Here is a 23,581-nt window from a genome sequence, read left to right as displayed (position 1 = left end):
GAAAAAGAGAGATTTTTAGGCATTAACTAGGTTATCTTGTCACTTTAAGGCTACTTTAGCAGTAACTTAGGAAAACGATTTCCAACAAGTAAAGTATTATAGAGTTACAATGGTCATCCGGTTAAGTAAGCTCTACGTAAGGCTGTCGCGCTGCATATCATTAACGCAGCTAATATGACCAAGGGGTTGTTACTATATGGCGCAAAATCAGTTTAAGCATTTGGCGATGGGGGACATTGCAAAAAAGGCCGGCGTCAGCATGGCGACAGTGTCCCGCACATTGAATAACCCTGATCGGGTGTCGGAGAAAACCCGTAATCTGGTGATGAAAGTAGTCGAGGATATGGGGTATATCCCCAACCGTCTGGCAGCCAGTTTGCGTCAGGGGCGGTCACGCAATATTGCCATTATGTTGCCCGACATTACCAACCCGTACTTTTCTCCTATAGTGCGCACTATTGAGCAAATTTCCCTGGCCAGAGGCTATTCTGTCATCCTGAAAGATACACAGGACGACCCCGCGTTGGAGCGCTCTTTTGCCGAAATGGTTAAAACGCGGCAAGTAGACGGCATTATTACCAATTCACAGCGTATCCCATTTGATGTAGACCCAACCCAGCCCCTGCACGAGCAATTACCTCCTATAGTGAATGCGTCAGAATTTTGCGATTTAGAAGGTATCCCTAAAGTGGGGGTCGATAATGTGGCAATAGGCAAAGATGCAGCTGAGCATCTGTTAGCTTTTGGTCATCGTCGTATAGCAGTGATCACAGGAACGTCGCATATTTTAAGCAGCCGCCAGCGCGAAACAGGCTTCAGAAAAGCACTGGCGCAGGCAAAGGTGAGTATTGACGAGAAGTTACTGTACCAGGGCGACTACTCCTGTGAATCCGGAGTAGCCGGCGTCAAAGCCATTCTGCAACAAAAAGATCGACCTACCGCTTTTTTTTGTTTTGGTGATCAAATTGCTATCGGCGCTTTGCATGCACTACGGGAACTGGGGTACAGGGTACCTGAGGATGTCTCTGTTATCGGCGTTGATGGCATTGCATTGTCGCAGTACTGCGCGCCACCTTTAACTACCGTTGCGCAGCCTTTAACCGAAATAGGCAAACTCTGCGCTACCCTATTAATTGATTTAATTGAAGGTAAACAACCTGACAAACTGGTTCATATCCTGCCACATCAGTTATTAATCAGGGCGAGTACCGGCCCCGCGCCGAAGCGATAATGATAAGGTTGGCAAATATAATGCCGCTATAACTAACACAGCAGCAATGCTTGCAGCTAGGGCGGCTACGACAAAACTAATAACAGGGCTTCGCTCCCATAGCCAACCACTGACAAGAGCACCACTTGCCTGCCCTGTGCCGACACAAATCGCGTAATACAGCGCCTGGCCACGACCTTTACAACTATCGCCAAAGTAACGGTATATCAATTCAATAGCGCAAGCATGCACAGCACTGAAGCTAAGACCGTGCAATAATTGACAAAACACTAAAACAGCAAGCCAGTCTGCACCATAAGCTAAACCCAGCCAACGCAAGGAAGTGGCAAGCAGGCTGATGAGCAAAATAGCGCTAACCGCGAATCGCTTTAGCAGCGCAGGCATCAGCGCAAATACCACTAATTCAGCCAAAACAGCTATAGACCACAGCAAGCCCATAGTGGTTTTGTCGTACCGCAACTGCTCCAGATAAATGCTGTAAAAACTGTAATAACTGCCGTGGCTAAAATACACCAGAGTAAGCGCCAGCAACAGTGCTATCAATGCCGGTTGGCGAAGCTGCTGCCACATACTTTGGCTTTGCTGCTGCACTTTTATCGTTTTAGCCGGTTCTCTGACTGTCAGGGTGCTGCCCCACATTAACGCTAATGCGCACGTAATCAGCACAGGTAACAACGTAAGCGGTAGTTGGTCAAATAACCAGCCTCCCCCGCTCACCGCAAACACAAAACCAACTGACCCCCAAAGCCTGATCCGGCTGTAGTTAATACTGTTATCAGGCAGAGAATCTAACGTCACCGTTTCAAACTGAGCATTGATACCTTGCCAGCAAACACCACAGGCAATGATAGACAGCACCATCCATATCAGTCCACGGTCATGCAGCAATAACGCAAAACATACAGCGCTTGCTGCCGCGCCCCAGCGGATTAATTTCAGACGTTTGCCAGTTTTGTCAGCCCACCAACCCCAAAGTGGTGGAGAGAAAACATTGGTAACCATTAACAACGCACTGACAAAACCAATTTCAGCTGCCTGATAACCCAGTGACTGCATATAGAGGCCCCAAAATGGCAGCAGAAGCCCTAAAGCGACACAGTTAAAAAAATAAAAGCTGGATAAACGCCAGTAAGGAGAATGGTGTATTGTCACGTAAAATGCTCACAACCAGGGGCTTTATTGCTGTACTTTAACCTAATCAATACTTAAACATAATCAATACTTAATCGGAAAAAATCGTAGTGGCTGGTCAATCCGGTACTTTGTGTTGCAGTCGGTGAACCGTATCTGCGCTACCCCACAAACTCTGCAGCTGAGTGTTAAAAATATCGATATTGCCGCTGGTATAAAAGGTCTCTGTCGCTTTGGCTGTACGCTTATTTATTAAATCAGTGTTTATTAAATCAGCCTCAGTCAACCGCCGCTGCAACTCCTTAGCTACCGCCATTTCAGTGCGGATAATACTGACGTCAGGCCCGGCTATTTCGGCGATTGTATTTGCGACAAAATTATAATGCGTACAGCCCAACACCAGTGTGTCGGCGCCTTTATCTAACAGCGGTTGAATATAACTTTTCAGCAATACCCTCATTTTATCGCCACTAAAATCCAACGCCTCTATTAATGGCACCAGCTCGGGGCAAGGTTGCAGCAGCACTGTTGCCTGAGTTGCAAAGCGTTGTGCCAATGTAGCAAAAGACGGTGTCAGTAATGTCCTGGGAGTTGCTAATACGCCGACAACGCCTGTTTTGCTGGACAGCACCGCTGGTTTTACACCTGGCTCTACACCAATTACCGGTAATGCATACTGCGCTCTTAGCTTTGCAATGGCAGCAGTGGTTGCCGTATTACAGGCCACAACAATAGCTTTAACACCACAGTTGACTAAATGCTGACTAATGCTGTGCATACGCTGGTAGATATAATCATCAGTTTTTTCGCCGTATGGCGCGTGGCCGGTATCGGCAACATAAATAATGCGTTCGTTGGGTAACCGTTGCCGTATCGCCAGCGCTACAGATAAACCGCCAATACCAGAGTCAAAAATGCCTATTGCTGCATGGTTGCCAGATACTTTATTTCCCATTTAGGCGGCACTTCCTGAAAATGTTAATTGCTCTGCATCGCGCTATTAAATAGCACAGATAAATAGCGCCGATAAAAGACGGCGCCAGGGTAGCCTTGATGTAAACAGCATAAATACTATTGACCAGACAGTTGCTGAACAACCATATCTTCATCAGTAAAATCAGTTATTCTGATGAGTATTTTGCCATCTTTTAGCTTTAGTAATGTAGGAATACTTCTGATATTAAAAGCATTAAACAACACTCCAGCGGTGTCAATGCTAAAAGGTAGTTGCATATTATACTGCGTAGTAAAGTCCTGTAGCGCCTGCTGATCGGTCCACAAATGATTGACCACACCATGCCAGGGCTGTTCTGGCAACCGCTGCTGCAAGGCATTCAGCCCCATTTGTGCCTGCTTACATTTGCTGGCCATTTCTGGCCGGGAATCAAGTAGATACCAATCGCACCAGGTTGCTGTAAAAAACAGCAGGTGCTCCCCCTGTTGCCAGGGTTGCAGCAATACCTGCTTTTGTTGGGTGCTGATCACATCTGTGGTGGCATTTTGCAATTTCTGCCCTTTTGCCAGCATGCTGATAAAGCGGTCTAACTTGTCGTCTGACTCATGCGTGCTATACACCACTTTGCCGTCGGTGTTGATCAGCACACTGTATGGCGTACCTGTCAGCCCTAAAGCCACGCCAAGCTGACCTTCGTTATCCAACCATACCGGCATTGTCAGACCGTAGCGTTTAATCACCTCAGCGATTTTATTACTGTCTTCATTAATGTTGATATTTACCGCGATAATATTCACTTTATCGGCAAACTTATGCTGCAACTTCTCAAAGTGCGGCATTTGCTCCATACAGGGTTTACACCAGGTGGCCCACATCTTCAGGTATGTCGGTTTATCGGGATCCAGGCTGCCAAGCGTCACCTGATCTGCGGTATCAAATCGCTGCAGTGCTATATCGTTGTAGCTTTGAGCCTGCCCAGACAAACTGAATAACGCCATTGTTATCAGATACAGTATTCTTACCAACATATTCACCTCAATTAAACCTGATTTTGCCAGACACACATCGCTCTTTGACACGGTACTTTGGGGCTTAGTGTAGTCAGTTATCCCCTATTGAAAAGATACAAAAAGGCAAAAAACAGATAGGACATCAGGTAGTAAGCCAAAACGTGCAGGCACTTCGGCCACAAAATAAGCTAAACAATACTCGCACTAATGCTACATTGGGTTTCCACGCACCGTGCACCTGTGGATCTGCAAATAATTTGCTACAGAGACAAAAAATTCATCCGCTGTTGTAATTTTTTTTCGGGCAAATCGATTTAAAATCCTGTATATTGTCGCACTATTTTCAAACCCCTAGCTTATAGAGACTACTATGTCAGCAGATTTATCCTTATACAGAAACATTGGTATCTTCGCTCACGTCGATGCCGGCAAAACCACTACTACCGAGCGTATCCTGAAACTGACCGGTAAAATCCATAAGTTAGGTGAAGTTCACGAAGGTGAATCAACAACTGACTTTATGGAACAAGAAGCCGAGCGCGGTATCACTATCCAGTCAGCAGCCGTAAGCTGTTTCTGGAAAGGCTACCGTTTCAACGTTATCGATACACCGGGCCACGTTGACTTTACCGTTGAAGTATACCGTTCACTGAAAGTATTAGATGGCGGTATCGGCGTATTCTGTGGTTCAGGTGGTGTTGAACCTCAGTCAGAAACCAACTGGCGTTATGCTAACGACGCTGAAGTATCACGTCTGATCTTCGTAAACAAACTGGACCGTATCGGCGCTGATTTTATCCGCGTTACTGAACAAGTTAAGAAAGTTTTAGGTGCTAAGCCATTAATCATGGTGTTACCAATCGGTCGCGAAGAGACTTTCACCGGCGTTGTCGACCTGTTAACACAAAAAGCGTACATCTGGGATGAATCTGGTTTACCAGAAAACTATACCGTCACTGATGTTCCAGCTGATATGGCTGATGATGTTGCAATGTATCGTGAACAGTTAATCGAAACTGCTGTTGAGCAAGACGATGACTTGTTAATGGCTTACATGGAAGGTGAAGAGCCTTCAATCGAAGACGTTAAGCGTTGTATCCGTAAAGGTACTCGCGATCTGGCTTTCTTCCCAACTTACTGTGGTTCAGCCTTTAAAAACAAAGGTATGCAGTTAGTTTTAGATGCTGTTGTTGATTATCTGCCAAGCCCAACTGAAGTTGTACCACAGCCTCTGACTGACGAAGAAGGTAACGAAAACGGTCAACACGCTATCGTTTCTGCTGATGAACCATTCCGCGCTTTAGCGTTCAAAATCATGGATGACCGTTTCGGCGCCCTGACTTTCGTTCGTATCTACTCAGGTGTGCTGAACAAGGGTGACACCATCCTGAACTCTTTCACCGGTAAAACTGAACGCGTTGGCCGTATGGTTGAGATGTATGCGAATGACCGTACAGATCTTACAACTGCGCAAGCTGGTGACATCATCGCTATCGTAGGTATGAAAAACAACACTCAAACAGGCCACACACTGTGTGATCCTAAGCACCCTTGTACCCTTGAGCCAATGGTTTTCCCAGAGCCGGTAATTTCTATCTCTGTTACGCCAAAAGATAAAGGTTCAGTGGAAAAAATGGGTATCGCTATCGGTAAAATGGTTGCTGAAGATCCAACATTCCGTGTTGAAACTGATATCGACTCTGGTGAAACCATCCTTAAAGGTATGGGTGAATTACACTTAGATATCAAAGTAGATATCTTAAAACGTACTTACGGTGTTGAATTAGTTGTAGGCCAGCCACAGGTTGCTTACCGTGAAACGATTACCCGTGAAATCGAAGACAGCTACACCCACAAAAAGCAATCTGGTGGTTCAGGTCAGTACGGTAAAATCGACTACCGCATCCGTCCGGGCGAGCAAAACTCTGGCTTCACGTTCAAATCAACCGTAGTTGGTGGTAGCGTACCAAAAGAATTTATGCCAGCCATCGAGAAAGGCTTTGCCTCTATGATGTCTACCGGTACTTTAGCGGGCTTCCCGGTATTAGACGTAGAAGTTGAAGTATTCGACGGTGGTTTCCACGCGGTTGACTCATCAGCCATCGCGTTCGAAATCGCAGCGAAAGGCGCTTTCCGTCAGTCAATTCCAAAAGCGGGCGCGCAACTGCTTGAGCCAATCATGAAAGTTGACGTGTTTACACCAGAAGATCACGTAGGTGATGTTATCGGTGACTTAAACCGTCGTCGTGGCATGATCTCTGGTCAGGAAGCAGGTGTAACTGGCGTACGTATCAAAGCTGACGTACCACTGTCAGAAATGTTCGGTTACATCAGTACTCTGCGTACTATGACATCTGGCCGTGGTCAGTTCTCTATGGAGTTCTCGCACTACTCACCGTGCCCGACTAACGTAGCGGACACTGTTATCGCCAAAGAAAAAGAAAAGAAAGCTGCCGCTGCTAAAAACTAAGCACTAAGCACTAAGCAGTTTATAAAAAGCCCCGCGGTGCAAACCAGCGGGGCTTTTTTATAGGCTTTATAGCAGTAGCGGTATTTAATACGCCGCTAAGCTCAGAGCTTTCTCAGCCAGATATTACGAAAGCTAACCTTGTCACCATGATCTTGTAATTTCAGCGGCAGGCAGCCGTGGGCTTTTACCTGAGGCTGGCCTATCCATTCGGTGGTGCCAGTAATTTCAGTATGGTTCTGCACTAACACACCGTTATGTAACACGGTAACATAGCCCGGCGATACACGTTTTTCACCATCAAACCGCGGCGCGGTGTAAATAATATCGTAATGCTGCCACTCGCCTGTTGGTCTGGTAGCATTAACCAACGGTATGGTCTGTTTATATACGGCACCGGCCTGACCATTTGGGTAAGTTTTATTCTGATACGAATCTAAAATCTGAATTTCGTACATCTCCTGCAAAAAAATACCGCTGTTATTGCGCAACTGGCCTTCTTTATCCATCCGATCATTGCCGGCACGCCACTCCAGATGCAGCTGAACATCGCAAAATGACGCTTTACTGCGGATATCGCCTGTACCCGGCTTTACTGTTAATACGCCGTCTGCCATAGTCCACTGCGCTTTAGCGCCGCTGTTAACAGACTGCCACTGTGATAAGTTTTGATCCAATAGCTGTATTGCATCTGACGGCGCCTGACCTTCGGCTGCGGTAACAACAGACGGCACTGGCGTCCAGACCTCCGTTTTCGCCGCCAAGGCATGGCGCTGTGCATCAGTAAGTTTGCTGATATCCGTATCTGCAATAGCAGCAGTAGTGAAAGACAACGCTGCGCCAATCAGTAAATAATTCATTATTAATACCTTAAAAAAGGCGGCCGCAGCCGCCTGTTAAACACAAACAAAAATGGTTCAGGTCGCCCAGGCACGGTCGCCTTTTTTATACGGCAGATTGCCATCGTACCGGCCTGGTATAGCAACATAACGCAGCACTTCTGTAGCGCCCACTTTGGAGGTAAAAAACACCATTAACGTCAGCTGTTTGATCAGGGTGAAATAATGCGGTAACGGGTTGTTTATGCTCTGCTTTGCCTGTTGATCTAATTCTGACAGTAACTGATGCTTTTGCGCGGCGCTCAGTTGCATAAAGTCTTTGTCAAACTGTTGTTTTGCTAAGGCTTTAATTGTTTTTAAGCCATCAAAAAATACCGTCTGGTATTTCAGCTCATAGCAATCTGCAACCATCACCGCCATCATGGCGCCGCAAGCTGCATCTTTCGCCCCCGGCGTAGCGGTTTTTGGCAATATGGTTTCAGCCACTTCATCCATAAAAGCAATATCAGCCTGACTAAACAGTGCTTTCCCAGCATCGGCTGATTTGTGCCCCGCAGCCCATAAATCACCACCTACCAGCGCCATACCGGTAGCTACTGCAATCATTTTTAACACATCACGCCTGTCCATATTACAGCTCTCCTTTTTTCAGTGCGTCTACGGCGTAAGCCGCTGCACGAGCCGTTAGCGCCATATAGGTTAACGACGGATTGACACAGGAGGCAGACGTCATACAGGCGCCATCAGTGATAAAAACATTGGGCGCATCCCATACCTGATTAAAGCCATTAAGCACTGAGGTTTTAGCATCGCGGCCCATACGGGCGGTGCCCATTTCATGAATACCTTTACCCGGATGACATTCTCCGTTAAAGCCTCTGACGTTTTTAGCCCCGCCCGCCTCAAGAATATCTATGCCATCCTGCATCATATCTTTACGCATTTTAATTTCGTTGGCTTTAAGCTCTGCGTCCATCGCCAATACGGGTAAACCCCATTTATCTTTAACTGTGCGGTCTAACGAAATTTTATTACTGTGATCCGGTAAAATCTCGCCAAAGCCACTCATGCCAATAGTCCAGGGGCCGGGCTCTGCCAGCGCTTCTTTCAAGTCGGCACCAATGCCTACCTCGGCAACGTTTCGCTGCCAGCCCTGCCGGCTTGCCGCGCCCTGATAACCAAAACCACGTAAATAGTCGCGTGTATCGCCGCCCCAGTTACGAAAACGCGGAATATAAAAACCGGTAGGGCGACGGCCAAAATAGTATTTGTCGTCAAAGCCTTCAACTTCCCCAAAGGCACCGGCGTTTAAGTGGTGATCCATCACATTGTGGCCCAGTTCACCGCTGCTGCTGCCCAAACCATCCTGCCAGATATCGGTGGCGGAATTCATTAGCACCCAGGTTGAGTTAAACGCTGACGCGTTTAAAAACACGATTTTGCTGGTAAATTCATAAGTCTGGTTGGTTTCGCTGTCGAGCACCTCAACACCTCGGGCGCGTTTTTTATCTTTGTCGTACAACACCTGGGTAACAATAGAAAACGGCCGCACGGTTAAATTGCCGGTTTTCATTGCCACAGGCAAGGTGGAAGACTGAGTGCTGAAATAAGCACCAAAAGGACAACCCAGCCAGCATTTATTGCGGTATTGGCAATTGACCCGGTTTTGTTCTGGTTTTGGCTGGGAAATATTGGCTGTGCGGCCACAAATCAGATGACGGCTGCCACCAAAAGCTTTTTTTAACCGTGCTGCCACTGATTGCTCTACCACGTTAAGTTCAAACGCCGGCAGATACTGGCCATCTGGTAATACATCCAAGCCATCACGGTTACCGGAAATACCGGCAAAACGCTCTACATAGTCATACCAGGGGGCAATATCGGCGTAGCGAATTGGCCAGTCTACCGCTATGCCTTCGCGTAAGTTGGCTTCAAAGTCCGTTTCATTTAAACGGTAACTCTGGCGCCCCCACAACAACGAGCGGCCGCCCATATGATAACCGCGAAACCAGTCAAAGCGTTTTTTCTCCACATAAGGTGAATCCTGGTCGCTGGCCCACATACCATAGGTGCTTTCATTTAGCGGGTAATCCCGCTTTAGCACCGGATGCATTGCCTTCATTTTCTCTGTAGGTCTGTCACGGTGCGGGTAGTCCCATGCTTCTTTATGGGCATTGGTGTAATCTTTGATATGTTCAATATCACGGCCACGTTCTAACAATAACACTTTCAGACCTTTTTCAGTCAGCTCTTTAGCAGCCCAGCCACCGCTGATGCCGGAACCAACCACTATGGCATCGTAGTGATTTTGCGCAACTGTCATCTTGTTGTCCCCTGTTGGGCGGGTTTTGTACCAGTCATATCCGGATGACTTTGGCTACATGCCCTGTTTTCATTATGCTTGGCAAAGCGGTCTGGCCGCTTTGTCCCGATTTAAACGTCACAAATACGAATTGCCTGAGCCAATGACTGCACCCGGCCTTCTTTAGTTTTTGGTGTTGGTACAAATTCCTGCGCCAGATAGCCGGTAAAGCCAGTATCACGAATCGCCCTGGCTATAGCGGCATAGTTCAGTTCCTGCGAGTCATCAATTTCATGGCGGCCCGGCACGCCTGCGGTGTGATAGTGACCAAAATACTGATGGTTATCCTTAATGGTGCGGATAATGTCACCTTCCATAATCTGCATATGGTAAATGTCGTACAACAGCTTAAAATTTTTCGAGTTCAGCCGTTTGCAAAGCTCAATGGCCCAGGCTGAACTATCAGCCAGATAATCCGGGTGATCGACTTTGCTGTTAAACAGCTCCATTTGTAACACTACCCCGCGTTTTTCCGCCTGTGGCAGTATTTGTTTTAACCCCTGTACGGCGTTTTGCAGCGCGATTTCTCGGTCCATGCCACGAGCATTGCCACTAAAACAGATCAGGTTTTTATAGCCGGCCTCTGCCACCAAATCTATATGAGTTAAATAGCGTTGTATCAGCTGTGGATGAAACTTCGGATCTGACCAGCCATCTTCCAGATTCAGCTCCGCGGCATTACACATAGAGCTATCGATGCCGTGTTTTTTTAATATTGGCCAATCTTGTGGCCCGACTAAATCTATCGCAGTAAAGCCTAACGATTTCACCAGCAGACACAGCTCTTCTGTCGATACATCACCGTAAGTCCAGCGGCTGACAGAATGGCGGATATTACCTTTAAGCGCGCTGTTAACGGGCACAGCCTGCACAGCACTACTTAACACCAAACCTGGCCCCAACACCGAAGCGCCGAGTGCACCGGTAGCCAGTTGTTTTAACAGTTCACGGCGGGGTAATTGCTGCTTCATGGCGCTTATCCTCTGCTTAACGCGGCTTGGATGATTTTTGCAGGCTGTGGTCAGAATCAGCCCCGGGTGCAAAATTAAAGCACGCCCAAAATGTAACGGATTACATTTTGCTTCGTCAATACAAAATCCGCTATTTGCCGAAAATATTGCACTTTATTTGCGCAACACCGGAAAAGCTCCCACCAAAAAAGAGCAAAAGCACTAAATTAGCGCGCTATTTTTTTGCCGACACCGTCTTCACTTTTGGTGTAAATTGCCCTATAAATGATATCGGTTACATCAAAATAGCCTGCCAGGCAGGCCAAGACGGATAGGTGCACACTGTTGAATATCAAGATAAGATCCGGCACACATTAATAAGATGAACATTATCCATGTCCAATATTCGTGATGTAGCACAATTGGCCGGAGTATCGGTGGCCACAGTGTCCCGTGCTTTGCAGCAGCCCGATTTAGTATCATTAAAAACCCGCACTAAAGTGCTGGCTGCAGTAAAACAGGTCGGCTACAAACCTAATCTGATGGCGGTACGCTTTCGCTCAGGCAAAACCCATCATCTGGTGGTGCTGGTGCCCACCGTTGCCAATGTATTTTTTGCCAGGGTGATCAGCGGTATGCAACAGGCCGCTCACGACAAGGGTTATTCCTTGCTATTGTGTAACACCTTAGCGGATGAAGCCATGGAACAAAGTTACGCCCGCATGGTACATACCTCACAAGCAGACGGGCTTATTCAGCTGCGGGCTCATAACCCTTTTGCTCAGCTGGAAATGAAAACCGGTAGCGTCTTGCCCATGGTAAATGCCTGCGAAGTGCTCGACCGTATCGCCTGCCCTACAGTATTACTGGATAACAGAGCTGCAGCCTGCGCGATGACAGAGCATTTACTGCAACTTGGCCATCGGCGCATTGCTATGATCAAAGGCCCTGCCCGCAGCCCGCTCACCCGTGACAGGGTAGCCGGCTATCGTGATGCATTAGACGCCGCCGGCGTCGCCTTTGATGAAAGCCTGTTGTACCCCGGAGATTTTACGTTGCAATCGGGTCATCAGGCGGCTACTGAATTACTGGCATTAGCTAACCCACCCACAGCCCTGTTTTGTGAAAACGATGAAATGGCCATAGGCGCCATACAAGCTGTGAAACAACACGGCTTAAAGCTGCCGCAAGATATTTCGGTGGCGGGTTTTGATGATATTTCTTTTGCCGCTTTTGCCGATCCACCGCTAACCACCATAGCCCAGCCCGCAGAGGAGTTTGGCAGTACAGCAGTCAATTTACTTATCGATTTACTCGAAGGGCGTTTAACTAAAGCACCTAAAGTTATTTTACCTTTTGAGCTTATTCAACGCGCCAGCACAGGTCCTGCTCCGGCAGTATCAGGCTGACACAAAGCAGGAGCCATCAGTTGAGACATAATCCTTTATCTGTCAGCAACAATCAGCAGGCGTTAAACGTCAAACGCCGCGACTTTCTTAAACACAGTGCTTTAGGTGTAGCCACTTTAGCTTTGCCATCCTGGTCACTGCCGGCCCACAGCGCTGCAGCTGAGACAAAAATTGTTCCGGGTTTGCAGCTTTATACACTGCGCGATCTGATGGCACAAAGTGTCGCTGATACGTTAAAGCTGGTAGCGGGTGTGGGTTATACCCAGGTAGAATTTGCCGGTTATTTTGACCAGACTGCCAAACAATTAAAAAATATTATCGACAGTGAAGGCCTGAGTGCGCCGTCATGCCATCAGCCGTTGGAAGCGCTGCAACAAAATCTGGATGGCGTGATTGAGCAAGCTCTGGTGATGGGCCACCGGTACCTGGTTTTGCCTTACCTGCATGAGGCACAACGTCAGACGTTGGATCAATACAAAGCTCTGGCCGTTTTTCTAAACCAGGCGGGCGAACGCATAAAAGCGGCGGGCATGCAGCTGGCCTATCACAATCATGAATTTGAATTTATACAGTTGTCCGGCACCATGCCTTACGATGTGCTGCTTAATGAAACCGACAGCAACTTAGTGCAAATGGAGCTGGATCTATACTGGGTGATCAAAGCCGGGCTGAACCCGTTGGATTATATTGCCAAACACCCAGGCCGCTTCCCGCTGTGGCATGTGAAAGATATGGACAACGCCGGCGACTTTGCTGATGTAGGCAAAGGCGTTATTGATTTTAAGCCTATTTTTGCCAAAGCCAGCCAGGCGGGTTTAAAGCATGCCTATGTTGAACGTGATCACACCGACAACAAAATTGAAACCATACGCCAGGGTTTTAGCAGCCTAAGCTCATTATTAACCTGATCCTTTACTGCATAACTATTGGTTTTTAACCCCTACTACAGCAAGCCCTGCCCGTGCAAACCGGCGGGGCTTTTTTATCTGCACTTTTTATCTAGATCATGCAGTGGCACAACCTTTGCTCTATATCCGTTATGAACAGCATTCTGTCTGCTGTGCGGTGCAAGGAGTTGCTGATGAGTGTAAAAAGCTTTACCCGCGGTGGTTATCCGTTAACCGAAAACTGTTTTGATGAACTGGTTAGCAGTGACGGCAGTGTAAGACCAGTAGCAGCGGCGATTGCCCGCTTTATTGATAAACACGGCGCTACTGAACTGTGCCAACGACAAGATCAGTTAAATCAAACCATTAGCGATATGGGTGTGTGTTTTACGCTATACAGCGATGGCAATAATATCGACCGGGCCTGGCCGCTGGATGTGATGCCACGCACTATCCCCAGCACCGAATGGCAAAGTACCAGCGCCGGGTTAAAGCAGCGTTTAACCGCCCTAAACCTGTTTATTGATGACTTGTACAACAAGCAACGTATTCTTAAAGACGGCGTGGTACCGGCAGATTTAGTGCTGCAATCACGCAATTACCTTGCACCATGTCAGGGCATTTCGCCCCTTTTTGGCGTGTGGGCTAATATTTGCGGCACTGATTTGGTTCGTGATGAAGACGGCCGCTTTCTGGTACTGGAAGATAACCTGCGGGTGCCCTCTGGTGTTTCTTACATGCTGGAAAACCGTACCGTAATGAAACGGGTATTTCCGGAGCTGTTTGCTGAATCAACCATTTACCCGGTAGACGATTACCCGCATCAGCTATGGCGCATGCTGGCGTCTTTGTCACCACGCCACAGCGATGTACCCTGCATAGTGCTGCTAACTCCGGGCATTTATAATTCGGCCTATTTTGAACACAGCTTTCTGGCGCAGCAAACCGGTATAGAGCTGGCCGAAAATACCGATTTATTTGTTGAAGATGACATTGTCTATTTAAAAAAATTGCACGGCAAACAGCGGGTTGATGTTATTTACCGCCGCGTCGATGATGTTTTTATCGACCCGCAGGCATTTCGGCCCGACTCGGTGCTGGGCATTCCGGGCCTGATTAAAGCCTGGGCCAAAGGCAATGTGTCTATTGCCAATGCACCAGGCTCCGGCGTGGCAGATGACAAAGTGATTTACGCCTATGTACCGCAGATTATTCAGTATTATCTGGGCGAAAAACCTCTGATCGATAATGTTGAAACCTTTTTATGCCTGGACCCAAAGCAAAAAAGCTATGTGCTGGCCAACCTGGATAAACTGGTGGTAAAACCGGCTAATGAATCAGGCGGTTACGGCATTTTAATCGGCCCGCGCTCTACTCTGGCAGAGCAGCAACAAATGGCCGAGGCCATTAAAGCCAACCCGCGCAATTTTATTGCCCAGCCTACGCTGAACCTGTCTACCGCCCCTACGCTGTGCGACGGTGCGCTGGAGCCACGCCACCTGGATTTGCGGCCGTTTATTTTGCAGGGTAAAGAGCTGTACTGCACAACCGGTGGTTTAAGCCGGGTGGCTCTGAAGCGCGGCTCACTGGTGGTAAATTCGTCGCAAGGCGGCGGCAGTAAAGACACCTGGATTATCAACGATGAGGTATAAACTATGCTACTGAAATCTGTAGATAATATATTTTGGCTCGGCCGTTATCTGGAACGGTTGGACGACACAGCCCGGCTGGTTAATGCCACCAGCCATCTGTTAATTGACAGCCACAAAGATACCCAGTTCAGCTGGCCGGTATTGCTTGATGTAATGGGGCTGGACAGTAAAACCGCACTGGCAAATTATCAGTTACCGCCAGATGCCACGCCCGAGCAAGCCAGCATAGAATATGCAGTTATGGCACATTTGATCAGTAACAGTGCCAGTACGGTATCCATACGACACACCTGCAGCCAGCTTAAATACAACGCCCGCTCCATCCGGCAGCTTATTCCGCGTGATATGTGGGAAGAGCTGAACAAGCTGGACATATTTTTACAGCAACACTGCCAGCAACCGGGCGGGCGGCAACAACGCTATAACCTGATGACTGAAGTCAGCCGCCGCTGCCAGATGGTAGTGGGCGTGCTGGATGGCGTAATGCTGCGCAGCGATGCCTTTGACTTATTTAATATTGGCCGCCATTTAGAGCGCGCCGATATGACGACCCGTATTATGGATGTGATGGTGCTACAACAGCTGCAACCTACGCAGATTAAACGGCCTAAGTTTCGCTGGACCTCTATTCTTAACGCCCTTGGCGGTATAGAGTCTTACCATTATTATCTGGCGCACCAAAGCGGTGATGTCGATGCCATTGATTACCTGCTGACTTATGCAGATTTTCCGCGCTCTATCGCCTATTGTTTAAACCGTGTTGCCGCGTCGGCTAAAGGCTTGCCGCACAGCATCAGCATTCTGCAACAGGTGCATCAGTTACAGGCCTTGCTTAAAACAGAGCCGCTGACTGAGTTGTCGACAGAGCAGTTGCACCAGCTGATTGATCATATTCAGGCCGGTATTATTAACCTGCACAAAGTGATTGCCACACCGGCAGAAAATCTTAGCAGAGCCCAGCTTTCTGCCTGATTAACCCGCACAGGAGCAGTATGTCAGTGAGCGTTATGCCACAGCCTATCCACGAGCAGCAACACTGGCATGATTTGCCGCAATGGCGCCAGTTGCTGTATTGGTGGCAGCGCCAACCTGCACAGCGCCTGCAACAGCTGTATAGCGAATTGCAGCACCAGTTGCGGGAAAACGGCACCACCTTTGATCCCTGGCACCAGCAACAACGCCAGCTGGATTTAATGCCTTGGCTGATTAGTGAAACCCAGTGGCAGCAACTTGAAGCTGGCATTGCACAGCGCCACCTGCTGTTAAATGCAATTCTGCAGGATTTATACGGCCCGCAGCAGTTATTACAGCAACAGGTTATTCCGCCGGAGGTTATTTTTTTAAATAAAGACTACCTGCTACCCTGCGCCAACTTAATTAATACCGCATCCTGGCTGCCTATGCTGGCCACCGATATTGGCCGTAACAGCGACGGCCAGTTTTGTGCCTACAGCGACAACACCCAGTTGCCTGCCGGTTTAGGCTATGTGCTGGAGCACCGGCTGGCGTTTAACAACACCACAACCGAGCTGAACTCCAGCGTTAAAAAAAGCCAGCTGGCGGGGTTTTTCCGCCAACTGCAACAGTTGTTGCAACAAGGCTGCCAAAGCGACAATGAACACAAACTGGCAGGCTTACTTACCCACCATAAGCGTGATGCAGCCTATTTTGAGCATGCCTTTTTAGCCAACTACCTTGATATCGCGCTGGTGCACGGTGCTGATCTGATGTTTAAAGACAGTAAGCTGTGGTTAAAAACCCTTAGCGGCCTGCAGCCCCTGCAAAGCTTGCTGCGCTATCTGCCAGATACCAGCTGTGATCCGCTGGAGCTGGAACCCGGCAGCAGTGGCAGTGCCGGCTTATTGCAAAGCATCCGGCAAAACCAGTTGTTATGTGTTAACCCGCCCGGCAGTGCCCTGCTCGACTCTGGTGCGCTATTGCCGTTTTTATCCCGCTGCTGCGAATTTTTACTACAACAACCCTTGCTGCTGCCCACCGTACCGGCACTGTGGTGCGGTAACACCGCTCAGCTAACACAAGTACAAACCAACAGTAACGACTATTGCCTGCAGCATCTGTTAAGCGCCCAGCAATGGCAACTGGCCGACCTGACACCAACAGAACTGACAACATTGTGGCAACAGGTAGCACAGCAACCCGCGGCCTATACTGCCCGCCAACTGCTGCCGCTAAGCCAATTACCCTGTTGCGACAAAAAAGGCGAATTACACCCCCAGGCCGGTGTGCTGCGTATTTTCAGCCTGCTGGATGATCATGCCGACGTCGCGGTTATGCCGGGTGCCCTCGGCCGGGTAAGTACAAATAGCCAGACGCTGCAACGTTCTGACCGGGCAGGTTTTAGCGCCGGTTTTACCGCCAAAGACGTTTGGGTACTGGCCAATAAAGCCCAGGCAGTTAGCTTACTGCAAAGTGCTAAACATCAGGTGACGCTGTCGCGCCAATCTGGTTTGTTACCCAGCCGGGTGGCCGACCATTTATTCTGGCTTGGCCGTTATAATGAGCGGCTTAACCTGATTTGCCGCGCACTGCGGGCCGCGTTGACACTGCTCAATAATAGCGATACCAGCGACACCGGCCAGCAGGATGCGCGCTGTCTGTTGAGTTTTTGCTTGCGCGCCAACAGCAGCATGGATGACGGCGCAGAACAATCGTTACCAGGCTTGCAACCGGCGCTGGATAAACTGTTCAGTGCCGATAATGCCACCGGCGTGGTGGCAATACTGAAAAACCTGCTGTATAACGCCCAATCGGTACGCGAATACTTCGGTGAAGACACCTGGTATGTGTTGGATAAACTGCAAAGCGCTATCTACCAGTGGCCCGCACGGCCGCAGTGGCAGCAACCAGCAGCCTTATTACGCACCCTGGATGAAATAGTACTGTTGCAAACCGCCATTTACGGCCTGAACAACGAAACCATGAGCCGCACCCAAACGCTACGTTTTATGGATCTTGGGCAGCATTTAGAGCGGGCTCAGCAAAGCTGCAGCCTGCTGCAGGCGGTGTTTGCCAATACCCCGCCGACTGACGCCCTGATGGAAGCCCTGCTGCGCCTGGCCGATACATTAATGACCTACCGGCGACGCTATCACACCGAATTGCACCCGTTGGCGATTATGGATTTGCTGCTGCTGGACGACAGCACGCCACGTTCAGTTAGCTATCAGTGTGCGCGTTTACTACGCCAGACCGAAAAGCTGCCAGCGTTGCATAATGATGCCAGTATAACGCTAAGCCGCGAGCAGCGCCTGGCCATGGAACTGGTAGCGCTGCTACAGCAAATTGACCTGCAACAGCTGTTTGACGCTCAGCAACATGCCCTGCCCGGCCTGAATTTGCTGTTGCACCAATTGCAACAAACGCTGCGCCAGCTGTCCGACAGCGTAACCTTGTCATACTTTAATCATGCTGATTTAAGCAGCCAGTGGCAGAGTTTTTAATGAAATATCAGCTTATTCACCAGACCGAATATCGTTACGCCCAAACCGTGGCAAATAGCTATAACCTGGCCTGGCTAACACCACGCCAACTGCCGTATCAGCAGGTAGAACACAGCAGTTTAAGCGTAACCCCGGAGCCTTCATCAATACAGCAACGCACCGACAGCTTTGGTAATACCCAGCACTTTATTCATGTGCAGCCGCCACATAAACTACTCAGTGTGACGTCCCGCAGCACACTGCAGGTTGTGCCTCGGCATAATATTTTAAAAATACGTGATGCCACCGACAGCAACGGGCTCTTTGCCCATTTACGCCAGTATACCGATGCAACAACCTTAGACGCCTTATTGTGTCAGCATGCCAGCCGGATGATCCCGCTGCTGCCCGCTGCTAAAGCGTTAATAACGCCATTAATACAACCCGGGCAGAATATACTGCAGTTGGCACAGGCACTAAACCAGCTGATATTTACCGAGTTTCAGTACGATCCGGAATTCAGCACAGTAGTCACGCCTTTATCTGAAGTGTTCGCGCATAAAAGAGGCGTATGTCAGGATTTTGCCCAACTGGCTATCAGCTGCCTGCGCTGTATCGGTATACCGGCGCGCTATGTCAGCGGCTATCTGGAAACCCGGCCACCAGAGGGGCAACCGCGCCTGGTTGGCGCCGATGCCTCGCACGCCTGGTTTGCCGTATTTGAGCCCACGCTGGGCTGGATAGACTTTGACCCGACAAATAATATTCTGGCCGACGAGCAGCACCTGACACTGGCCTGGGGGCGCGATTACGCCGATGTAGTGCCGCTAAAAGGCATATTACACGGCAATGGCGAACATCAGCTTAGCGTAGCAGTAGATGTGGTACCGCTGGCTGAGTAATATCAGCCAGCATCATTATTGGCCGCCACACTGCGCAGCCAGCGATAACCCAGCCAGGCCGCAGCCAGAATATAAGGCAGTGCGCCGGGTACCCACATCAGCAAACCGGCCAGTTGCTGATCGCTGAGCTCGTGTGTCGGGTAATACAGTAAGCTGTCGGCAAAGGTCAGAATTGCACCGAGAAAACCGGTATGCATCAGCGTAAACAACAGCGCCAGCAACGCCCAGGAGCGGTTACGCTCATTGCACTGTAACACCGCCCACCACAACATCGCCGCAGTGAACATAAAGCAAATATGCTCAACCAGATGCCACCACGGCTGCTCCAGCGCCAGCACATAAAAATACGGCGTATGCCAAAACCAGACGACTGCAGCATGTAAATAAGCCAGGCTAAGCGGGTAATGGCTCAGCCTTAGCAAAGGCTGCCAGGCTAGCCGGCCCCAACTGCCGGTGATAGCAGCAAACTGAGCTAACGGCTGGCTTAGCGCCCATAGCGGTGCTATTACCACCATAAACAGCATATGCTGCACCATATGGGCGCTGGCGCTGATTTCTGCCCAGTCATCCAGCGGCCCGGTCACGGCAAAAGCACACAAGATACAACCAAAGTGAAACAGCAATGCCTGCCACAGCGGTGGCCGGCGCTTTACACTACCAAGCAGATATAGCAGCCAAAATACTGCTAACAGCAGTATCGCAATCAGCGCAGCCCAGAATGATTCGCCGTCACTTTGTAGCACACTGTGAGCCTGTAACGGCAGGCTAAGGCTGCTAAGCGCCAACAGCCACACTAAACGCCAGTTATGTAAGCGCAGGCTTAAATACATGGTGGCAATACCAGCACAGGTAAAGCACCGGCCAGTGTCGCCAGCGCAGCCATTAAATATAAAACGGTGCTAACATAAGCAATAAAACGTTGCGGGCGGCTGTCTTGCTGCACGCTCTGGCTATAGCGCCAGCCCCGCCTTGCCAGCAGCAATAACAGTGCCAGAACAATCAATGTTAACCCGAAAAGTGCATAGCTCAGCCAGTTGGCAGCGCCATCTTGCGGCGCAGGTGCTACAAACTGACACACTACCGATAAGCCGGCATACATAGCAATAAACCAGATCCCCCAGAGACTAAGCCCCAGCACCAACTGGGCGGGGTGGCCCGGTTTACACCAGCGCCGCCAGCTCATAACAGCGGCCCCCAGCCAAGCGGTAAAATAAAAAACAGCCCAATGCTAAGCCAATAAACACTCAGATAATAAAACCAAAAGGGTTTTACCACCTGAGGCTCGTAAGGCCGTTGCTTACTAACATAACTGCGCGCCACCCTTAGCGCCTGTAACATTGTTAATATTACAGCCAGGCCGGCATGGCCGAGCAAATACAGTAAAATAACCATAATCACCGCATCATGTGCGCTGCTGGTATAGGCCAGCGGCGCCATAATAAATAAGCTCAGTAACAATATAAAATGCGCGCTGCCGGTTAAAACACACAGCCACAACTGCCTTTGTAAATGACTGTCTTGCCCGGCAGCCAACTGTACACTCAACCGGTTAAACTGCCACACTGCAACGCTTGCCAGCACACCGCACAGCAACAACAGAGATACCGGTAGTGGCCCATCCGCAGGCGCCGACCATTGTGGTGCCGCTGTCCACAGATAAAACCAGCCAAACAGCAATGCCATAAACAGTGCGCCATTTGCCAGTAAGGTTACTACCATGCCCCAGCGGCCAGGCCCGTCTGTGCTTTGGCTCTCTAACGGCAAAGCCAGCTCAGCATCGCCAGGCGATGCTGTCGGTTGCAGATTGGCACCGTTGTCCCAGCTCCAGCACAGCAGTAATACCAATGCACCGGCGGCGGCAAGCAATGCCAGTGGATACCAGCGGCATAGCAAGCTGATACACACAACCGCCAGCGCCAGGGCACTGTACAGCGGCCACCACGAGTTGCCGGGCAGATGCAGTGTTCTCTCGACGCGGGCGCTTACGGCCGACGTGCCCCAGTTTTCCCGCCGGCCGCTGGCGCTATTGGCCATACCACCTTCTCCGGTGGCAATGCGTTGCGGCAATGTCGGGTCGTGCCACAGTGGCTGACGGCTGGTGACTAGCGGTAAACTGGCAAAATTATACTGTGCCGGTGGCATATCCAGCGCCCATTCCAGCGTGTCAGCCTGCCAGGGGTTAGCACTGGCGCGCTTACCGAACCAAAAATGCAGCAGTAAATCCAGCAGCACCATCGCCACGCCAATTGCCATAATAAAGCTGCCGACCGACGACAGCAGATTAAGCCAGTCCCAGCCCAAGCCAGCTTCATAGGTATAAACCCGCCGCGGCATACCCAGCAGGCCGGTCAGATGCATCAGCAAAAATGTCAGATTAAAACCGGTGAATGTCAGCCAGAACCCCCAGCGGCCAATCTTTTCAGACGGCATACGGCCAGACACCAATGGCAGCCAGTAATACAAACCGGCAATCAACGGGAAAAACATGCCGCCCACCAGCACATAGTGCATATGCGCCACGACAAAATGGGTGTCATGTACCTGCCAGTTAAATGGTACCAGTGCCAGCATAACGCCGGTCAGGCCGCCACAAACAAAAATCAGCAGAAAACCACAGATCCACAGCATCGGCAAACGAAACACCACCTTGCCGTACCACAGCGTTGCCAGCCAGGCAAATACCTGAATAGCAGTAGGCACCGCCACCAGCATACTGGCAACAGAAAAAAATGCCTGTGCCAGCTGCGGAATGCCCACCGTGAACATATGGTGCACCCACAGGCCAAAACTGATAAAGCCGGTTAAAATAATGCCAATTACCACCCAGCGATAACCCACTATCGGCCGGCCACTGAATACCGGGATCAGGGTCGAGACAATACCGGCCGCAGGCAGAAAAATGATGTACACCTCAGGGTGGCCAAACAGCCAGAATAAGTGTTGCCACAACAGCGGATCGCCACCTGCCGCTACAGTAAAAAACGGCATACCGGCAGCACGCTCCAGCTCAAGCAGAATACTGGCAAGAATAAGCGGCGGAAAACCAAATACGATCATCAGCGCCATCACTAAAATGTACCAGCAAAACAACGGCATCCGGCTTAGTGTCATGCCTTTGGCCCGGCTGCATAAAATAGACACTGTCAGTTCAATACCGGCTGCCATGGCAGAAATTTCGACAAAAGTAATACCCAGTAACCAGAAGTCTGAGCCCGGCCCCGGCGAAAATTCGCTACTGCTAAGGGGCGTATACATAAACCAGCCGGAAGCCGGCGCAATGCCCAACACCAGGCTGAACATAATGATAATGCCGCCAAACAGGTAGCAGTAGTAACCCAGTGCGCTGAGACGCGGGAACAGTAAATCCCGGCTGCCGGTCATTTTCGGGATCAGATATATGGCTAAACCTTCCAGTACCGGTATAGCAAACAAAAACATCATTACACTGCCATGCATGCTAAACAGCTGGCCGTAAACATCAGCACTAAGGATGCTTTGTTCCGGTAACGCTAACTGCGTGCGGATCAACATCGCCAGCACACCGCCGATCAGAAAAAACACCATGCCGGTAACCATAAAGCGCAAGCCAATGGTGCTGTGGTTTACCGCCGCCAGGCTGCCCCAACCAGGTAAGTTAGCCCAGATCTGCGCCAGCTTATTAATATCGGCCGCTGACGCTGTCGCTTTTTTCATATCAGTCATCAGCGCTATGCTCCTTTAACCAGCCGGCAAATGTCGCTTGCTCGTGCGCAATAACGCTAAACTGCATATGCGCATGGCCCAAACCACAGTATTCAGCGCACTGGCCGCGGTAAATGCCGGCCTCAGAGGCTTGCAGCCGCAGTACGTTTGTGCGCCCCGGCAGCATATCCAGCTTTACCCCCAGCCTGGGCACCCAAAAAGAATGGATCACATCGGCGCTGGTCAGCTGCAGGTACACCGGCGTATTAACCGGAATGTGTAACTCGTCGGTTAATTCAATAGCATGGCCGGGATAATGCACCTGCCAAAACCACTGATGGCCGGTTACTTCAATCTTTAGCGCATTAGCATCGGCCAATGGCAACATACGCTGGCCAACCGGAATACCGATAAGCAGCAGTAGTCCAATACTGATCAGCGGTAAAGCCAGCCCGCCCCAGCACAACCAGGCATTTGGCCGAATCGTCGGGCTATCATCGCTACGGCGTTTTATCGCGTAAAACCACAGTGCCGCCACCAGCAGCAATATCAGCGTGGCAACACCGAACATCCCCCACCATAACAGCGCCACTTCAGCAGCCGCCGGGCCTTTAGGATCCAAGCTGGAAAAGGCGCCAGAGCAGCCTGTCAGGCTTAACAACAGG

19 protein-coding genes are annotated in these 23,581 nt (G+C 49.8%); 8 read left to right on the top strand and 11 right to left on the bottom strand.

Features of this window, described 5'->3' with window-relative positions:
* Positions 1 to 196 precede the first annotated feature (196 nt).
* On the top strand, positions 197 to 1,231 hold the full coding sequence (locus MJX74_RS05140; protein WP_240221433.1) for a LacI family DNA-binding transcriptional regulator: 1,035 nt from the start codon (positions 197 to 199) through the stop codon (positions 1,229 to 1,231).
* Here MJX74_RS05140 and MJX74_RS05135 read toward each other — a convergent pair.
* From MJX74_RS05135 to MJX74_RS05125, 3 genes are all read right to left on the bottom strand, one after another.
* Positions 1,193 to 2,383: an MFS transporter gene (locus MJX74_RS05135; protein ID WP_240221432.1), complete on the bottom strand. Its 1,191-nt coding sequence runs from the start codon at positions 2,381 to 2,383 to the stop codon at positions 1,193 to 1,195. The genes MJX74_RS05140 and MJX74_RS05135 overlap by 39 nt on opposite strands.
* A 97-nt stretch (positions 2,384 to 2,480) precedes the next feature.
* Positions 2,481 to 3,317 carry a glutamate racemase gene (gene murI, locus MJX74_RS05130; RefSeq protein WP_240221430.1) on the bottom strand — a complete coding sequence of 279 codons (837 nt, stop codon included), beginning with the start codon at positions 3,315 to 3,317 and terminating at the stop codon, positions 2,481 to 2,483.
* Positions 3,318 to 3,433: 116 nt separating this feature from the next.
* Positions 3,434 to 4,345: a TlpA family protein disulfide reductase gene (locus tag MJX74_RS05125; protein WP_240221429.1), complete on the bottom strand. Its 912-nt coding sequence runs from the start codon at positions 4,343 to 4,345 to the stop codon at positions 3,434 to 3,436.
* Positions 4,346 to 4,697: 352 nt separating this feature from the next.
* On the opposite strand from MJX74_RS05125, the gene fusA reads away from it, so the two are divergent.
* Positions 4,698 to 6,797 carry an elongation factor G gene (gene fusA, locus MJX74_RS05120; protein ID WP_240221428.1) on the top strand — a complete coding sequence of 700 codons (2,100 nt, stop codon included), beginning with the start codon at positions 4,698 to 4,700 and terminating at the stop codon, positions 6,795 to 6,797.
* A gap of 101 nt (positions 6,798 to 6,898) precedes the next feature.
* Here the strand turns inward: fusA and MJX74_RS05115 are convergent, their stop codons facing one another.
* The 4 genes from MJX74_RS05115 to MJX74_RS05100 form a co-directional block, all read right to left on the bottom strand.
* Positions 6,899 to 7,654 (bottom strand): 3-keto-disaccharide hydrolase, encoded by a 756-nt coding sequence (locus MJX74_RS05115; protein ID WP_240221427.1) that lies wholly within the window; start codon positions 7,652 to 7,654, stop codon positions 6,899 to 6,901.
* Between the two features lie 57 nt (positions 7,655 to 7,711).
* The gene (locus tag MJX74_RS05110; RefSeq protein ID WP_240221426.1) at positions 7,712 to 8,263 is read right to left on the bottom strand and encodes a gluconate 2-dehydrogenase subunit 3 family protein; all 552 of its coding nucleotides are present in this window, start codon (positions 8,261 to 8,263) and stop codon (positions 7,712 to 7,714) included.
* A 1-nt stretch (position 8,264) separates the two neighbouring features.
* Complete coding sequence (locus MJX74_RS05105) at positions 8,265 to 9,956, bottom strand: GMC oxidoreductase (protein ID WP_240221425.1); 1,692 nt, start codon at positions 9,954 to 9,956, stop codon at positions 8,265 to 8,267.
* 110 nt (positions 9,957 to 10,066) lie between these two features.
* The gene (locus tag MJX74_RS05100; protein ID WP_240221424.1) at positions 10,067 to 10,966 is read right to left on the bottom strand and encodes a hydroxypyruvate isomerase family protein; all 900 of its coding nucleotides are present in this window, start codon (positions 10,964 to 10,966) and stop codon (positions 10,067 to 10,069) included.
* A 374-nt stretch (positions 10,967 to 11,340) separates the two neighbouring features.
* On the opposite strand from MJX74_RS05100, the gene MJX74_RS05095 reads away from it, so the two are divergent.
* The 6 genes from MJX74_RS05095 (at position 11,341) to MJX74_RS05070 (ending at position 19,235) form a co-directional block, all read left to right on the top strand.
* Positions 11,341 to 12,354 (top strand): LacI family DNA-binding transcriptional regulator, encoded by a 1,014-nt coding sequence (locus MJX74_RS05095; protein ID WP_240221423.1) that lies wholly within the window; start codon positions 11,341 to 11,343, stop codon positions 12,352 to 12,354.
* Between the two features lie 20 nt (positions 12,355 to 12,374).
* Positions 12,375 to 13,262, top strand: coding sequence for a sugar phosphate isomerase/epimerase family protein (locus MJX74_RS05090; RefSeq protein ID WP_240221422.1), 888 nt, complete (start codon positions 12,375 to 12,377; stop codon positions 13,260 to 13,262).
* A 173-nt stretch (positions 13,263 to 13,435) separates the two neighbouring features.
* On the top strand, positions 13,436 to 14,893 hold the full coding sequence (locus tag MJX74_RS05085) for a circularly permuted type 2 ATP-grasp protein (protein WP_240221420.1): 1,458 nt from the start codon (positions 13,436 to 13,438) through the stop codon (positions 14,891 to 14,893).
* A gap of 3 nt (positions 14,894 to 14,896) precedes the next feature.
* Positions 14,897 to 15,865 carry an alpha-E domain-containing protein gene (locus MJX74_RS05080; protein WP_068230935.1) on the top strand — a complete coding sequence of 323 codons (969 nt, stop codon included), beginning with the start codon at positions 14,897 to 14,899 and terminating at the stop codon, positions 15,863 to 15,865.
* 20 nt (positions 15,866 to 15,885) lie between these two features.
* Positions 15,886 to 18,354 carry a circularly permuted type 2 ATP-grasp protein gene (locus MJX74_RS05075; RefSeq protein WP_240221418.1) on the top strand — a complete coding sequence of 823 codons (2,469 nt, stop codon included), beginning with the start codon at positions 15,886 to 15,888 and terminating at the stop codon, positions 18,352 to 18,354.
* Positions 18,354 to 19,235 carry a transglutaminase family protein gene (locus MJX74_RS05070; RefSeq protein WP_240221416.1) on the top strand — a complete coding sequence of 294 codons (882 nt, stop codon included), beginning with the start codon at positions 18,354 to 18,356 and terminating at the stop codon, positions 19,233 to 19,235. The genes MJX74_RS05075 and MJX74_RS05070 overlap by 1 nt, the downstream gene beginning before the upstream one ends.
* 2 nt (positions 19,236 to 19,237) lie before the next feature.
* Here MJX74_RS05070 and MJX74_RS05065 read toward each other — a convergent pair whose 3' ends face one another.
* From MJX74_RS05065 to coxB, 4 genes are read right to left on the bottom strand one after another with little or no spacing between them, the layout of a single operon-like run.
* Entirely contained in the window at positions 19,238 to 20,065 is an 828-nt protein-coding gene (locus tag MJX74_RS05065; protein WP_240221414.1) for a cytochrome c oxidase assembly protein, read from the bottom strand.
* Entirely contained in the window at positions 20,056 to 20,418 is a 363-nt protein-coding gene (locus tag MJX74_RS05060) for a hypothetical protein (RefSeq protein ID WP_240221412.1), read from the bottom strand. The genes MJX74_RS05065 and MJX74_RS05060 overlap by 10 nt, the downstream gene beginning before the upstream one ends.
* Positions 20,415 to 22,937: a cytochrome c oxidase subunit I gene (ctaD, locus tag MJX74_RS05055; protein WP_240221411.1), complete on the bottom strand. Its 2,523-nt coding sequence runs from the start codon at positions 22,935 to 22,937 to the stop codon at positions 20,415 to 20,417. Before ctaD ends, MJX74_RS05060 begins: the two co-directional genes overlap by 4 nt.
* Positions 22,930 to 23,577, bottom strand: coding sequence for a cytochrome c oxidase subunit II (gene coxB / locus MJX74_RS05050; RefSeq protein WP_240221410.1), 648 nt, complete (start codon positions 23,575 to 23,577; stop codon positions 22,930 to 22,932). Before coxB ends, ctaD begins: the two co-directional genes overlap by 8 nt.
* Between the last annotated feature and the right edge of the window lie 4 nt (positions 23,578 to 23,581).

It is taken from the genome of Rheinheimera hassiensis, assembly GCF_022436675.1.
Lineage (GTDB): Bacteria > Pseudomonadota > Gammaproteobacteria > Enterobacterales > Alteromonadaceae > Alishewanella > Alishewanella hassiensis.
The sequence above is the reverse complement of the archived record's forward strand: the minus strand, read 5'-3'. Positions and strand labels throughout refer to the sequence as shown.

Coding starts and splice junctions, on each gene's coding strand:
- MJX74_RS05140 (WP_240221433.1), top strand. CDS start 197: ATGGCGCAAAATCAGTTTAAGCATTTGGCGATGGGGGACATTGCAAAA.
- murI (WP_240221430.1), bottom strand. CDS start 3,317: ATGGGAAATAAAGTATCTGGCAACCATGCAGCAATAGGCATTTTTGAC.
- MJX74_RS05125 (WP_240221429.1), bottom strand. CDS start 4,345: ATGTTGGTAAGAATACTGTATCTGATAACAATGGCGTTATTCAGTTTG.
- fusA (WP_240221428.1), top strand. CDS start 4,698: ATGTCAGCAGATTTATCCTTATACAGAAACATTGGTATCTTCGCTCAC.
- MJX74_RS05115 (WP_240221427.1), bottom strand. CDS start 7,654: ATGAATTATTTACTGATTGGCGCAGCGTTGTCTTTCACTACTGCTGCT.
- MJX74_RS05110 (WP_240221426.1), bottom strand. CDS start 8,263: ATGGACAGGCGTGATGTGTTAAAAATGATTGCAGTAGCTACCGGTATG.
- MJX74_RS05105 (WP_240221425.1), bottom strand. CDS start 9,956: ATGACAGTTGCGCAAAATCACTACGATGCCATAGTGGTTGGTTCCGGC.
- MJX74_RS05100 (WP_240221424.1), bottom strand. CDS start 10,966: ATGAAGCAGCAATTACCCCGCCGTGAACTGTTAAAACAACTGGCTACC.
- MJX74_RS05095 (WP_240221423.1), top strand. CDS start 11,341: ATGTCCAATATTCGTGATGTAGCACAATTGGCCGGAGTATCGGTGGCC.
- MJX74_RS05085 (WP_240221420.1), top strand. CDS start 13,436: ATGAGTGTAAAAAGCTTTACCCGCGGTGGTTATCCGTTAACCGAAAAC.
- MJX74_RS05080 (WP_068230935.1), top strand. CDS start 14,897: ATGCTACTGAAATCTGTAGATAATATATTTTGGCTCGGCCGTTATCTG.
- MJX74_RS05075 (WP_240221418.1), top strand. CDS start 15,886: ATGTCAGTGAGCGTTATGCCACAGCCTATCCACGAGCAGCAACACTGG.
- MJX74_RS05070 (WP_240221416.1), top strand. CDS start 18,354: ATGAAATATCAGCTTATTCACCAGACCGAATATCGTTACGCCCAAACC.
- MJX74_RS05065 (WP_240221414.1), bottom strand. CDS start 20,065: ATGTATTTAAGCCTGCGCTTACATAACTGGCGTTTAGTGTGGCTGTTG.
- MJX74_RS05060 (WP_240221412.1), bottom strand. CDS start 20,418: ATGAGCTGGCGGCGCTGGTGTAAACCGGGCCACCCCGCCCAGTTGGTG.
- ctaD (WP_240221411.1), bottom strand. CDS start 22,937: ATGACTGATATGAAAAAAGCGACAGCGTCAGCGGCCGATATTAATAAG.